13 protein-coding genes are annotated in these 15,025 nt (G+C 41.8%); 6 read left to right on the plus strand and 7 right to left on the minus strand.

The annotated features are described in order from the left end of the window. The first annotated feature begins 3 nt into the window (after positions 1-3). The 3 genes from AC6UDD_RS06055 to AC6UDD_RS06065 all read left to right on the plus strand — a co-directional run bounded on the left by AC6UDD_RS06055 (position 4) and on the right by AC6UDD_RS06065 (position 3,939). Positions 4-2,448, plus strand: a complete 2,445-nt coding sequence (locus tag AC6UDD_RS06055; protein ID WP_500719671.1) for a lectin-like domain-containing protein — start codon at positions 4-6, stop codon at positions 2,446-2,448. Between the two features lie 191 nt (positions 2,449-2,639). After that, complete coding sequence (locus tag AC6UDD_RS06060; protein WP_500719673.1) at positions 2,640-3,425, plus strand: TMEM175 family protein; 786 nt, start codon at positions 2,640-2,642, stop codon at positions 3,423-3,425. A gap of 133 nt (positions 3,426-3,558) precedes the next feature. After that, positions 3,559-3,939: a hypothetical protein gene (locus tag AC6UDD_RS06065; RefSeq protein WP_500694116.1), complete on the plus strand. Its 381-nt coding sequence runs from the start codon at positions 3,559-3,561 to the stop codon at positions 3,937-3,939. Positions 3,940-4,010: 71 nt separating this feature from the next. Here the strand turns inward: AC6UDD_RS06065 and AC6UDD_RS06070 are convergent, their stop codons facing one another. The 5 genes from AC6UDD_RS06070 to AC6UDD_RS06090 all read right to left on the minus strand — a co-directional run bounded on the left by AC6UDD_RS06070 (position 4,011) and on the right by AC6UDD_RS06090 (position 10,767). Further along, positions 4,011-5,597 carry an L-lactate permease gene (locus AC6UDD_RS06070; protein WP_500719676.1) on the minus strand — a complete coding sequence of 529 codons (1,587 nt, stop codon included), beginning with the start codon at positions 5,595-5,597 and terminating at the stop codon, positions 4,011-4,013. A 164-nt stretch (positions 5,598-5,761) separates the two neighbouring features. Then, entirely contained in the window at positions 5,762-6,790 is a 1,029-nt protein-coding gene (locus AC6UDD_RS06075) for a zinc-binding alcohol dehydrogenase family protein (RefSeq protein WP_500719678.1), read from the minus strand. Between the two features lie 130 nt (positions 6,791-6,920). Further along, positions 6,921-7,268 (minus strand): winged helix-turn-helix transcriptional regulator, encoded by a 348-nt coding sequence (locus AC6UDD_RS06080; protein WP_500695850.1) that lies wholly within the window; start codon positions 7,266-7,268, stop codon positions 6,921-6,923. 176 nt (positions 7,269-7,444) lie between these two features. Next, positions 7,445-8,929, minus strand: coding sequence for a glutamate/gamma-aminobutyrate family transporter YjeM (gene yjeM, locus AC6UDD_RS06085; RefSeq protein ID WP_500719680.1), 1,485 nt, complete (start codon positions 8,927-8,929; stop codon positions 7,445-7,447). A 92-nt stretch (positions 8,930-9,021) separates the two neighbouring features. After that, complete coding sequence (locus AC6UDD_RS06090) at positions 9,022-10,767, minus strand: ABC transporter ATP-binding protein (RefSeq protein ID WP_500719682.1); 1,746 nt, start codon at positions 10,765-10,767, stop codon at positions 9,022-9,024. Positions 10,768-10,878: 111 nt separating this feature from the next. Between AC6UDD_RS06090 and AC6UDD_RS06095 the strand changes: the two genes are divergently transcribed. Then, the gene (locus tag AC6UDD_RS06095; protein ID WP_500695847.1) at positions 10,879-11,715 is read left to right on the plus strand and encodes an aldo/keto reductase; all 837 of its coding nucleotides are present in this window, start codon (positions 10,879-10,881) and stop codon (positions 11,713-11,715) included. Between the two features lie 68 nt (positions 11,716-11,783). Here AC6UDD_RS06095 and AC6UDD_RS06100 read toward each other — a convergent pair whose 3' ends face one another. Together AC6UDD_RS06100 and AC6UDD_RS06105 are read right to left on the minus strand one after the other, a co-directional pair. Further along, positions 11,784-12,287, minus strand: coding sequence for a TetR/AcrR family transcriptional regulator (locus AC6UDD_RS06100; protein WP_500719685.1), 504 nt, complete (start codon positions 12,285-12,287; stop codon positions 11,784-11,786). A 180-nt stretch (positions 12,288-12,467) separates the two neighbouring features. Beyond that, a complete protein-coding gene (locus tag AC6UDD_RS06105; RefSeq protein ID WP_500719687.1) occupies positions 12,468-13,304 on the minus strand; it encodes a DegV family protein in 837 nt (278 codons plus the stop codon). Positions 13,305-13,583: 279 nt separating this feature from the next. Between AC6UDD_RS06105 and AC6UDD_RS06110 the strand changes: the two genes are divergently transcribed. Beyond that, positions 13,584-13,706 (plus strand): hypothetical protein, encoded by a 123-nt coding sequence (locus tag AC6UDD_RS06110; RefSeq protein ID WP_500719689.1) that lies wholly within the window; start codon positions 13,584-13,586, stop codon positions 13,704-13,706. A gap of 114 nt (positions 13,707-13,820) precedes the next feature. Continuing rightward, on the plus strand, positions 13,821-15,014 hold the full coding sequence (locus tag AC6UDD_RS06115; protein WP_500719691.1) for an MDR family MFS transporter: 1,194 nt from the start codon (positions 13,821-13,823) through the stop codon (positions 15,012-15,014). The last annotated feature ends 11 nt before the right edge of the window (positions 15,015-15,025 follow it).

Here is a 15,025-nt window from a genome sequence, read left to right on the forward strand (position 1 = left end):
AAAATGAGAATAAAAAGAGAAGTACTTTATAAGCTATTAATAGGAGTGGTTTGTACTGCTGTATTTATGATTTGTGGCGCGATGATGAGTGTTAATGCGGATCCAGATAATCCGTATAACATTCCTGCACCGCCAGAATCAGGTCCATCAATGGACGAATTTATGTTTGCTGGGGTTCAACCGAATGAGAGCATTCAAAAAAGATATCCCAACGTCCAGGTGGTAACTGATAATACTGGTGATGATCATTCTGCCCAAACCATGTGGTGGAAGAACCAAGTTGATTTACAAAAACCGTTTACAATTAAGTTTTATGTTTACATGAAGAATCCCAAAAAAGTCAAGACTTTAGCTGATGGACTAACGTTTACCCTGCAAAATGACAATCCTAATGCCATCGGATCATCGGGTGAATCACTAGGGTCATACGGAAACGTGCGAACATCATCAGTCAAGATCAATAAGGGTGAAGACCCCGAAGAGGCTTATCTGGATACGCAGTATATTCACAATGCCTTGTCGTTTGAGTTTGATCCGTACTACAACGGTGATTATAGTGACCATAAGTTACCCCGAGGAATTCCGCATACGGCCTTCATTTATCCCGATGAGTTTAACGGGCCGTTTAATTGGCACAACCAAGACCACATTGGGATTCACCATCGAGACTATAGCCAGACGCCTTCACTGACGGCTAATCAGGGAGCATGGATTCCGGTCACCTACAAGTGGATGCCTAATAACTGGCAGCCAGACAGTAATTCTAGGTCGAATCATGCCACCGCAACGGTTACTTATAATGACCCTAAATCCGGTCATCCAATTAGTGGCGTAACGGAGCACACGACGACCGAGAACGTTCCTCTAAGTCAGTTTAACGGTAACTACGCCTGGTGGGGATTTACTGGTGCCACTGGTGCGTTAAACATGGTTAGTGCGATTGCTAACACCGAAATCCCACAGATTCCTGGTGTTAAGAAATTAGTGTGTGATTTAAGTGCACTTCAACGTGAGGGGAAGTATAAAGATATTAATCCTTACGATAGTGATACCGGTGCCGCTAATGACATGATTAAGGAAATCGATCCGAGTGAATTTAAGGATCTTGTCACCAACGCTAAGGTTGGAGACGTGATGCTTTATAAGGTCGACACCTACAACTATAAGGATAATGGTTTAGGAAATACCTGGGATAACGTTAAGGTCACGGATGATATGACCAATCTAGGGATGCGTGGCCTGGACGATAACGATCAAATCGTGGCTGAGTATCCTAACGGAATTGAACCCATCGACGATGACGGGAAACCTGATTCAGTTGGATTTCGAACGATTATTACCGACCCAGATCCTAGTACCAAACAGAATACGGTAACCGCTAAGGGAAGTAACTTTACGGCACCGGATGACGGAGTTGTTAAGTCGAGTCAAGCAACCGTTGAAATGTCGAGTAACCCATACGACAACGTTAAGCCGCGGGTTATTCTGCAGAACCAGATGTCAAACGATGGCGGCAAGACTTGGACTAATAATCTGACCGACGTCAAAGACGGAAGTGAAGTTCAGTACAAGATTGCCCTTCATAACATGATTGAAGGTACGCAGTTTAAGGACGGTTCGTATTCGTTTGTGGTTCCAAGTATTAAAGACATCAAGAATATTGATGTTAACGGAGAACCAATTAGTAGTAGTGATTACACGGTCAGTGACACCACCGATTATAAGGTTAGTGGGAAGGATTCCAATCCTAACTTTAAGAACGCGAAGAAGATTACGATTAAGAACCTTCCAGACATGAATGGTAGAGAGGTAACTAATATTACCGCTGATATTCAACTTGGTGACAATAATCCTGATAATATGAGTTCAATTCCTGAATTGACGGGAACCGATCGCAACCAGGATTCACTTAAGTTTCAAGGACGAAAAGAAACGTATAATTTCTATAATGGATCAGTTGTTTTGAATCAACCGCAAGATTTAGATTACGGATTTCAAAATGACTACTTCTTTAAGGATCAATACATGCAACCGAGAAACCTCGGTAAGAAAAAGACTCCGATTGACATCAACAAGGGTTATGAGGTTGCTAGTTTAACCGATGATCGTCGTGTTAAGAGTCCGTACAGTGTCTGGCTCTCTCAGGAGAATACTCCTGAAAATCCACATGAGATTGGAAGACCCGGTTCACCATTTTCACTGGCTTACTTTGCCTTAAGCAGCAAGCAACCCACCATTTTGAACCCAGGATCTGGCAACGTCCAGGTTTACAACTATCCTGGGAAAAAGGAAGATGGTAAGATTACGACTCCAATTAAATGGAATGCTAATCAAGGACTTGATTTAAGGATGAACCAGAGTGGAAGTGCCGTCGGTAGTACCGGAGGATATGATGCTACGCTTAATTGGAGCATCAAGTATGGTTCAAAAGATAGTGGAACACCATAAAGACGGTCAATCAGTGATTGTAATTATGAGATGTTTTGCCAAACGAAAGGCTATCAAATAATTGATAGCCTTTTTTGTTTCATGTAAATTAAACATAACGTTGGTAATTGTGAAACGCTTTTCTGATGGGCTTAAAATCTCCATAATGGCGTGCTATAATTAGCGTAAATCTATCAAAGTGAGGAAACGTTATGGGTGAAATCAAGAAAAAAATGAAAGATCGACTTGATGCCTTCAGTGACGCCATTATTGCCATCATTATTACCGTAATGGTGTTGGAATTGCCGATTGAGAAAATGGGTGGAAACGTTGAGTATCTGGTTCTATTTCGTGCCATTGGAATCTATGCCGTTAGTTTCTGTTTTGTTGGGAACTTGTGGTACCAGCATGCTCAAGTATTCAACGATACCGAAAAAGTCGCCAACAAGACGGTTGTCATGGACCTGGTGTTCCTCTTTTTCATGTCGTTAATTCCGACTTTTACAAAGCTTATGACCGACGATACATCGCAAATCACGGTGATGCTTTATGGCGCCCTTTCACTGATTTTGTTGGTGGTCTTTCGCATCATTGTGTCGCAAATTGCGGAAGTCAAGTACCGAAAGCACTCCAAGCAACATGAAGTTTTCAACTATATTTTTGCCCGTAACTTTAACTATTCAATCGCGGCGTACGTCATTTTGATTATTCTGGCGTTTTTCTTTCCGAGAATTGCGCTGACATTATTTATCATCATCCCAATTTGGTCGTTTATTGAAAACAGCCACGAGCATGGGACCTTGAACTTGGCTACTCAGGGAATGGAAAAGGGCCAGGTTAATTTAACCGAATCGGTGAAGAATTTGACGGCTGATCAGAAGAAATCCTTAAAGACCAAGTTAGCTTCGACGATTAAGGAGTCAAAGGGCGCTGATGATGAGGAACAAAAGCGGCAAATTTGGACTGATTTTGCTAAGTGGGCCGCTGATCAGAGATAAAACTTAAAGCAGCGCTATAAAGTATTTTTAGGGACTGACATTGTTGAACAGGCGATGTCAGTCCCTTTTTCTTCAACATTTTCCTTTCAAAGTTAAATATATGTTAAAATTTATCTAAAGGTAGGTGTTAAATATGAAGAAAAACGCATTTACTAGTCGTATCAGTTTACTGTGGACGGCCATGGCCATGATTTTATTTGGAACCAGCGTGGTTGAGGGGATCCAGGAAATCATCTACGGTTTTCCCATTGGTTTCATTGACTGGATTTTGATTATTTTAAGTGCCCTCTGTATCATCATTTGGGCGGTCACTTTATTTATTAAGAATCCAGCGATGGAGATTGCGGGTGAAATTACCTCCAAGCAACGTGTTTGGGGTGGGGTTGTGACCCTGCTGGTGTTTCTTTTGGTAATAATCGGAATTTCTCATCTTTCCGTCATGTGGACTGATTTAATCCTGATTCTAGGATTTATTGGCTTTTTACTTAACGAAGTTTGGACGTTTAAAGATTAAAAATTTCGACAACTAAATCTGAAAAAAATCCATCCCAAAATTAATTGGGATGGATTTTTGTTTACCTGTAATTATTTAAATACGAAGATGGAGATAATGAGGAAGAAGAGGTAGGCCGCCGCCGGAATGGCCGTCTTCCTCATTACCGTGCCCTCTTGCCCCTTCAATCCAACTACGCCACTCACGGAAACAATGTTGTAAACACAAATCATGTTTCCAACGGCGGCGCCGATGACCTGACCGGCAAGGATAAGAAATTTGTCTAAGCCAGCGTCCACGGCGACATCAGCCTGAATTGACGAGAAAGTCAGGGTAGATACGGTGGTGCTCCCGGTGACAAATGATCCAACCGCACCTAAGATTGGTGCGATTGCTAACCAGACGCCATGCAGGTGCGTAGCCATAAACGATGCCAAGTAACCGGGCATGCTGTCTAGCTTAGCGCCGTTAAAATTGGTGTTAGTAAAGACTTGGACCATGATTAAAGTCACAATTAGGGTCAAAAGTGTGGTCTTCATTGACTTCACCACGTCCCACGCTTCGTGTGAAAACGAGCGAAATGATTCTTCACGAAGCAGGACCGTTAGTATGGCAACGATCAAGAGGACGGTTCCCGGTGAAGATAAAAGGAGCCAGCTCGAGTCAATTGCCTTAAAGCCAAGAATGTTGGTTAATGATAGGTTGACGTGACTGTTTAACCAGTTGTGGACCGGTTTGACGAGTTTGGGAATTACCAGTAAAACGACCACAAGGACGTAGGGTAACCATGCCCTTACTAGTGAAATATCGGTTCGGGGCTCTTTGATGGTTACTTTTTCGGACTGCTTCCATGGATTTTTCTTAACATCCTTTGGGAGTAAGATGTTGAACTTAATACTTAGGATGGCAAAGATTAGTGCAATGATGGGGCTGATAACGGATGTTAGTTCGTACCCCAGTAATAATTGACTGATAATGGTTGAAACGGAATAGATTAAGCCAATGGCAATGCACCATGGGGTGACCTGTAAAACTGATTTGAAGCGGTTTTTGGTGTATTGGTTGGGAAGCAAAAAGACTAGCATCACGATTAGGATTAGTGGAACAAGGGTCCCACTGATTAACTCGAGGTTAGCAATCTTTAACCCGACTTTTCCCATCTCAGCCGTATTAACGGTGTTACTTAGACCAACTGTTAAAGGAGTCCCAACGGCTCCAAACGAGGCGGCCGTTGAGTCGGCCACAAGGGCTAAAACGATTGAAGAGAGCGGTTTAAATCCCAAAGCAATTAGCAGTGGCGCGGTGACCATGGCTGGTGCACCGAAGCCTGAGACCCCCTCGATTAGGGAACCAAATAAAAAGACAATTAGGATGGCTTGCAGGCGCATGTCGGTGGTTAAATTGGTGAAGCCAGCGTTAATCCGGTCAACTGATCCGGTATATTCCAGTGCTCTTAGTAATAACAGTGCCCCAAGAAGGATCCAAGCAATTGTCAGGCTTTTGTGGACTCCTTGAATGGCCGAAGCTGCCAGAGCCTTCACTGGCATTTTCCAAACTAATAAACTAGCTAAAATAACAAGTATTGCCGTTACACTCATTCCCTTTAAAGCTGGCATGTTTAAAAAGCCCAGCAGAATTATTGGGACTAGTATCGGAAACATTGAAACTAATAATTCCATATAATGTTTTCTCCTCTTAGTGCTTTGCGGTAAACGATGTCTTATAACTATTATACATGAGTTAGAAGCTTCAAGCGAAGCGGGTTATTTTCAAGGAGTTTTAGAAATAAAAAAGGCTAATCATTAAAGATTAGCCCTTTTTATGGTACGAATTAATTATTTGATTATCGTTTTACAACAACTTTTCCCATCATTTGATGGGACTCTACCATACTGGTTGCTTCACGAAGATTTTTGGCAGAAATGGGACTCATTGTTTTAGTTAGTGTACTTTTAATTTTGCCCTCATCAAGTAGTTTTCCTATTTTATCCAAGATTTGGTGTTGTGTAATCATGTTGGGTGTTTGGTACCACGATTTTTCGTACATCCATTCCCAGCCAAATCTTACCATCCGTGACTTTAATGAACTAAAGTTCAAATTTCGACCGGATCCAGTGGTGGATGCAATGTTTCCGTTTGGACCAATTAATTTTGTGATGGTTGACCAGTAAGCGTCGAGATTTACTAATTCTAAAATATAATCAACGTGCTTAAACCCTAAATCATGAACCTGATCAACAATATTGTCGTGATAGTCAACAACATGATCAGTTCCATGATGTAATTCCCATTGCTTAGTCGTTTCGTTTCCTGCAGTTGCAATGATGTTCAAATTTGCCAGATGGGCTAATTGTGTTGCTACCGAACCAACTCCCCCAGCTCCGTTAATGATTAAAATAGATTTTGACGCGTTACCTTCGGTATCATTAATATCGATATCCATCTGTTCAAACATTGCTTCCCATGCCGTTATGCTGGTTAGTGGCATCGCAGCAATTTCTTCAATACTTAATTTTTGAGGTGCATGCCCTACGATTCTTTCGTCGACTAATTGATACTCACTGTCGCTTCCAGGACGCTTATACGATCCAGCATAGAAAACTTTATCACCGGCTTTAAAAATGCTCGTCTCCGCTCCAGTCGTAATGACAGTTCCGTATGCATCCCATCCCATTATCTTGGGATGAGCAAGTTGCTTTCGTTGAGCACGTCTAGTATACACATCAACAGGATTTACCGACACAGCCTCTACCTTAACCAATAAATCATGTGGTTTAGGGGTGGGAACCTCTGTACTAAATTCAAATAGACTTTCTGGATCTTTAATTGATAAATATTTAGTAAAGCCAATTGCCTTCATGTTCTTTTTCATTATCTATATAATCTCCTTATTTAAGTTACTGTTAATTTTAAGGAGAAAATGATGCTTTACAATAATGTAATTTTTGTTACTAGGTTACAAGATTTTCACTAAATAATTTAGATTACTGTGGCTGAAAGCTTTATCTTTGGTCGTCGTTGATTGAATTATACAGTTTTCCCCATTTTTCCATCTCATCAATGACCGGTTTTAGTGATTCACCAAATTTAGTGATTTTGTATTCTGTTTTTGGTGGAACGACAGGGTAGACCTTCTTTTCAATGATATTATCGTTTTCTAGTTCTTTTAATTGTAGTGCCAACATACGTTTTGAGCAGCCATTGATCTGTTTATTTAAATAATTAAATCTAACTACTTTGCTTTTAAATAAGTGATATAAAATAACACTTTTCCACTTGCCAGAGATTATTTGTAATGTACTTTCGACTGGGCAGCCTTCCTGACAATTATATAAATGTCTATTGCTCATGACTTTTACTTCTCTCTTTATTTTGATCAAAATATCATTGAAGTTGTCTACACACAGTATACGCTATATCTTTAGATAACTTTGTGTCCTTATTGGATGTAATAAATTTAAATTAAAGTATTATTTATTAATAAAAAATGAGACGCCCCTCACCAAAGGGCACGTCTCATTTTTGCTTATTTACTTAGATATTTCTTTTCGTAGTGGTGGTACAAAAGATAACCCACAATACCAAACAGTACTGGCCCAACGACCATCCAGATACTGCTTACGTAGTTGCCGCTCAAAGCGGGGGCAATAATCGTAAAGATGATCGCAAACCCGACCGTCAACATTACGACACAGACTGCTAATTTAGCGACCAGTGAATTTTTGTAGAAGACAAAGGGCTTCTTGATTTTCTGGTTGGCTTTAAAACCAATGAACGAGAAGGCAATGAACAGGTACGGAATTACCATGGCCACGTTGGTCATCTGAACTAGAATGTTGAAGAAAGCTTTGGCACTTTGTCCTCCAAACGAGATTACGAGGATGAACAAGATGACTAAGAGTCCCTGAATCATCATGGCGTTACCTGGTACGTTGTGTCGGTTGATTTTGGTAAAGAACTTCGGCCAGATTTCTTTGGGAGTACCCTCCACGATCGTCTTGATTGGCGAAATAACGAGCGTAATAAAGGCCCCACTTAACGCAAGAAAAATGGAAACCCCAACGTAACGGCTGACCCACATTCCGATTTGAACGGAGACACCATGAGGAAAGTTCAGGGCGGTCCCCAGTTGATAACCAAAGTTATTCATGATGACAAAGGGGATGTTGACTAGGTTAATGTTGTGTTTTGAACCCAAGACCTGGTTCCAGTTCGTAAAAGCTCCGACCATGAAAATGCCAATCGAATAGACAACGGAAATGGTGATGGCCGAGATGGTGATTCCCTTAGGGAAAGTCTTTTCGGGAGTCTTGGTTTGATCGACGAGGCCTCCAATGGTTTCTAGTCCACCGTAGGCAAAGATGGCGTATACGATAAATCCGAGGACGTTAATCAATGAATCGTATTGCGGATTAGGTGACACTAAGACGGCTTTCCAGGAGAGCGGCTGAAAGGTGTGTCCGTTAATTAAAAGAATGATGGCACCCCCAACAATTAGGATTACGTTGGTTAACATGGCCGCAAACCCACCGATTGAAGTGACCTTCTGAATTTGACTGATTCCACGGGTAGCGATGAACGTAATTACGATCATCAAGAGGACGGCTAAAAGGCCGATGGTTTCAACGCTTGAAAGTCCAAAGAGGTGAGCATCTGACGTTTTATCAACGCCGAAGATTGCATTTGAAAGTGGGACCCAGATGGCGGAACTGGTGTTGACCATCCAGATGATGGCGGAAGCATACCACATGGAGATTCCCGTGAAGGCGAATTTAGGATTAACCGATTCGCTCATCCAAGTGTAGATGCCACCGTGCTTTTCTGAAAAAGCCGCACCAAACTCCGCAATCATGAACGCGAACGGGATGAAGAAGCAGAGCGCTGCCAAGATGTACCAGATGATTGAGGCATACCCCATTAGGTAGAACGCTCTGGAAATGTTCGCTGATCCGAAGACGGATGTAAAGATCATTAAGACTAACGCAAATAATGATAACTTTTTATTGTCCATCAAATGTAACCTCCAATTTCTTAAATAATTCTTAAAGTATAACAGGAAAACCCCGATTTGTGACACAAAAAAAGAATTCATTGCTGAATTCTTTATTTTTTAAATTGAATTTTAACGTATTCGCGATACTTGGGCAGGGTCTTGATTAACTCTTCATGAGTTCCATGCCCACTGATTTCACCGTGATCAACAAAGTAAATGTCGTCTGAATCAACGATGGTACTCAATCGGTGAGCAATGATGAGAGTGGTACGACCCTTCATAAGTTGATGAAGTGCCTTTTGAACCATGGCCTCTGATTGTGAATCAAGACTGGCGGTAGCTTCGTCAAGCATCAAAATCTTTGGATCCCGCAAAAAGGCCCGGGCGATCGCTAGTCGTTGTCTTTGACCACCACTGACCTTGATTCCTCGTTCGCCAACTTGAGTGGAAAGTCCTTCAGGCATCTCCCTTACAAAACCCTCCGCGTACGCCAGGCTTAGGACGTGCCAGAGTTGTTCATCAGTGAACTGTTCGTCTAGTCCATAGGTCAAGTTATGGCGAATCGTCCCCGCCATGATGGCTGAATCCTGACTAACCAGTCCGATTTGATGCCGCCAGTTAGAAAGGTTAATGTCTTCGATGTTTTCTTTCCCAATCGTAAGGGTGCCAGACGTTGGCTGGTAGTAACGTTCAATCAAACTGAAGATGGTTGATTTTCCACTTCCAGAAGGTCCGACGAAGGCCGTGGTTTGATTGGGCTTGGCCGCAACGTTGACGTTTCTTAGGACCGGTTCGTCGGGGTCGTAGGCGAAACTAACGTCATTGAGGCGCAATGTTTTACCACCAATATCATCTGAGAAGCCTGACGCAAAGTCTTCTTCGGGCTCAATGAGGAGTTCTCGGACGTGTTCGGTAGAACCATTGGCTTTAGAAAGGTCAGTGACGAAACGACCCAGCATGCTAACGGGCCCAATGATTTGAAACAGGTACATTAGAAAGGCGAACATGGTTCCAATGGTCATGGCGCCAATGGCAACCCGATGAGCACCATAGGCTAAAATACCGACGATCATGGCCATCATGACCGTGTTCAAGATGGGACCTGCAATGGAATCGTAGACCGATTCTTTGAGCCCGATTCGATACAGATTGTGAATCAAGTTAGAACCAGCCTTGGTTTCGTACGGCTCGGCATTTGATGATTTGACTAAACGAATTTCGTTTAAAGTTTCCTGAGCTTTTCCACTGAAATCTGCCATTTGGTCCTGACGCGACTTTCCAATCTGGCTTGACTTGTGAATGATTGGTCGCATCACGGTCATGACGATGGGGATAGCAATGAACATGATTAAGGCCATTCGCCAATCCATGATGAGCATGATGATTAAGGCTCCAATTAGTTGAAAGATCGACGTAATCGTGTTGGGAAATGAAACTGACAGTAAGTCCTTGATCTGGTCCGTGTCACTCACGAGCCGTGAGGTCATTTTTCCGGTCTTCACGCTGTCAAAATAGTGAACGTTTAACTTCACCATTTTCTCCCATAGTAGTTCTCGAAGGTTAGCCACGACGTCTTCACCAAAGAACCCCAAGAGCGTTCCTGAGCCCGCGTTAATGAGGGCACTTAAGACGAATAAAATAACCATGGCAAAAATCAATACTAGACTCACGCCCTTGGCGAAGTCGTTTACCATGACCTGGGCAATCTTTGGGACCGTCAGTTGGGTTCCGGTAGCGACTAGACCAAGAACTAGTCCGATCATTAGTTGCCAGTAGTGGGGTTTAGTTTGTCGAATTAAATGGAAGAATCCTCGAAAGTTGAAGGATCCGTTATTTTTTTGGTTTTTCTTTTTCACGTTATCACTCCTTAAATCGTAACTACTATCCTATCACAAATCGACTTGCTTGAAACGAATATTCATTCCGCTTATCCTAATCGTAGAAACACATTGAGAGGAGTTCTCATCATGGAATATGAGTATTATACGTTAAATAACGGAATGCAAGTTCCAAAGATTGGTTTTGGAACCTATCTTTTAAAAGGTTTTGAAGGTGCAATGGCGATTACTTCTGCCATTCATAAGGGTTACCGGTTGATCGACACTGCCTATAACTACGAAAACGAAGGGGCCGTTGGTCGTGGAATTGAAAATTCGAACGTGCGCCGTTCTGATTTGTTGGTAACTTCAAAGTTGCCAGGCCGTTACTACGACCGAAAGAGCGCCATTAATGCCATTCAGGAGTCACTTTATCGGGCTGGTCTAGACTACTTTGATATCTACTTGTTGCACTGGCCTAATCCTAAAGAGGGTAACTACGTTGAAGCATGGCAAGCACTGATTGATGCTCAACAGTACGGTTTGATTCGGACGATTGGAGTCTGCAACTTCTTACCAGACTATCTGGACAAGTTAGTTGATGAGACGGGTGTCATGCCATCAATTAACCAGATTGAACTTCATCCCTACTTTAATCAGGCTGATATGCGTCACTATGATGAGGAACACGGCATTTTAACCGAGGACTGGAGTCCACTTGGTCGTGCTAGTGAGATGTTAAAGAACCCAGTTCTGGTTGATATGGCCGCTAAGTACCATAAAAACGTTGGTCAATTGATTTTACGCTGGGAGATTCAGTTAGGGACGCTGCCAATTCCTAAGTCAGCTCATCCTGGTAGACAGAGTGGCAACCTGAACGTCTTTGACTTTGAGATTACTCCTGAAGATATGGAAACGATTGATTCGTTAACCAAACCAGATGGTCGAACTCATAATCAAGATCCAGCCACTTACGAAGAATTTTAGATTGATTAATGATTGAAATCAATTAATAAAGGAGACCCACTTCTGGGTCTCCTTTTTTTACGGATTAATTAATAAATAATTTCAAGAACTTTTTGAAGCCGATGGAGTAATTTTTCAGAATCATTAGGAGATTCCATGGCTTCTTTAATCGTTTGGTGGCACAGAATGGTAATGGCCCACCGTTTGGCCGGTAACTTTATGATTGCCGAATCATCAATGTTTTTCTGATTATGCAGGATGTCCATCTGAATGAATTCAAAGTATTCACTTTCAGAACTATCTTCTAGAAAGGAACGGGCGGCATCAACGTAGTCGCTTGGTTTCAGTTCATCAAGCTTTTTATTTGTGAAAGGCCGGTGAATTGTTGATAAAACCAGTCTGCGCGTGTAATCATAGCCACCCTTTAAAGTAATGAAGTATTTATAGTAGGCTCCACGTGAGATTTTGGCATCCTTGATGATCCTGGCAACCTGGGCGTCAGCGAAGGGATGAGCGGAAAATTCATTTAAAAGGGCCGTGTTGATGCGATCCTTTTTTGCCTGTGGGAGGTTTAAAAAAGTTGATGATGGCATAAAAAATCCTTCCTTCTATGTAATAATTTAATTATACCCACATGTTGACACGGTGTTAACCGCTAATTTAGCATAATTGGTTCATTAGAAGTTCGAATCAATTAACAATGATTCCATGATTTCCTCTTTTCATAATAAAAGACCGAACATAAATGTCCGATCTTAATTGTTAGTATTAAGTTATGCGAAGATGTAGCCAAATCCACCGGGACCAACGTGGGTCATAACGATGGGACTTGTCAAACGGCAGGTGACGTCGATGTCAGGTCGGGCTTCCTTGATCTTAGCGGCGATTTTCTTTGGCGCCGTTCCGTCATCAACGTATGAAAGACCAACTTCGGAAATGTCCTTATTATTGATGATTTCATCAGTGACCTGATTGGCAATCTTGGTCATTTTCTTGATGCCACGACACTTATACTTGAGTTTGAGGGTTCCTTCGGTTAGTTGAATAACCGGCTTTAGTTGAATTAGTGAGGAAATAAAGCCCACGGCACGGCTGGCACGTCCACCCTTGACCATGTAATCAAAACTGTTGATGAAAACGTAGGTCATGATGGTTGGCACAAATGCTTTTAAGTTGTCCATAATTTCGTTAACGGACTTGCCTTGATCGGCCAATTTTTTAGCGCGCATGACGGCAAAAGTAAGGCCACTATCGGTGGAATCACTGTCTAGGACTGAGATGTCTCCTCCGACCTGTTTAGCAGCGGTTCTAGCCGTCTCAACCGTTCCACTTAAGACCTTGGTTAAATGGATGGAGATGATTGAAGCGTCTGGATCTTCCTTTTGGATTTTTTCGTAGGCTTCAATGAATTGTCCCAGAGAAGGTTGACTGGTCTTTGGAAATTCTTTGTCGTTTGCGAGATGATCGGAGAATTCTTTTCTGGTAATGTCGACACCGTCTTCGTAGGTTTTACCATCAATGGTAACCTGAAGTGGCACGACCGTTAGATTATTTTTTTGGATTTCATCTGGGGTTAATTGAGCAGTTGAATCAGTAACAATATGAATCATGTGTTTCTCCCTCCAATTAACGTTTCGTTAATTTGCCTTATGGACTTTAATTATAGTAGAAGGATCGGTTTTTTCCCAGTTAAAATTGGATTTAATTTTAGCCAGGGCCGTCGTTTATGACAACGTTGGTAATTCGGTATGAATTCTAGCGGTTACACAGTTGGGATGGTGTAACCGATTGGTGATTACATTATAAAAATTATAAATTAGAGAAAGAAGTAGCTTTTTTGTCGCAAACAAGATATAACTATATTAGGGAGAAAAGCAGGGAGTTTCATCATGAAAAATAAAATGAAAATCCTGTTAACCAGTGTTGTTTCGGTGCTGGTAGCGGGTTCAATGGTAGCCGGAGTGGTTGCCAAAAAGCGTGATAACGAAAAGAAGCATGCGACAAAAAAGTGAGCATTGCTGATTATTAGGGGGATTTCAACTACGGTTGAGTTTCCCCTTTTATTATGGTCGATCGTGTAAACGTTGAAATTAAATAAAAAATAAATAATGAAATGAGGCAAGCAAATGGTAAAGGGAAAGAAAAAAGAATTAAGGCTTAGTACCGTTTTAATCTATTCGTTACTACTAAACACCGGGTCATCCTTCATGTGGCCGTTAACCACGGTTTACATGCATAACTATCTTCATGAATCCCTGACAACGGCCGGCATCGTGCTGTTTGCCATGTCGATGTTCATGATTATTGGGAATTATCTAGGTGGTTATCTTTTCGATCACTGGTCACCATATAAGACTGCCATCATCAGTGTCCTAATTACGATGACTTCGATTGTGACTCTGATCTTCTTTCACGGCTGGCCCATCTTTGGCATTATGTTACTGCTGTACGGACTGGGTAACGGGTCCAGCATGACGCTCTTAAATTCATACGCATCGATGATCACTTCTAAAAGTACACGATACGTTTTTAATTCGTTGTACGTGGGACTTAACCTAGGGGTCGTTGTCGGAACCGCGTTGGTTGGTTTCTTAATGAAGTACGGTATTTCGATTGTTTTCATCGTGGCAACGGGCTTTTACATTGTGTTGTTACTGATGACGATTTTTGAATTCAACATTAAATTACATCGGCCAGCACCAACGGCCGTTAAGCGTTCGCAAGATGACGATGAGGTTTCAGAGAAAAAAAGTCGTGGATTAAAGTTGATTTGGCTCATCTGCATCATGGTTTTTTGTATTTATATGAGTTACACCCTTTGGGAAAGTGTCATGTCGGTCCACATGACGCAACTAGGAATCTCATTTGAAAATTACAGTTTCTTGTGGACGATTAATGGCTTACTGATTGTCTTCATTCAACCGATTATTAATAAAATCGGGGCTCGGTTTAAGATGAGTCGTCAGATTGCCTTTGGGGTAATCATTTTCGCGGTAAGCTTCTTTATGTTAATATTTGCTAGACAGTACGCCGTTTTCGTAATTATCATGGTCATTTTGACCTTTGGTGAAATGAACGGATTGCCGGGAATTCCGGCGTGGATTGATACGTTAGCGGACCCCAGACAAAAGGGAAAGTTTCAGGGACTATTTAACATTTTTATGTCACTTGGAAGATCTGTGGGCCCACTCTTTGGTGGATTAATGGTTGAATTTTTCAACTATCCCGCTTTATTTATCGTATCCGGCGGACTGATTTTATTCGCATTGTTCTGTGTGATGAGCGAATCAAGAAAGTTAAGTAAAACACGTCAAGATTAGTGAGGTAAACC

The sequence above is a fragment of the Fructilactobacillus sp. X2R1C3 genome (genome assembly GCF_059901425.1).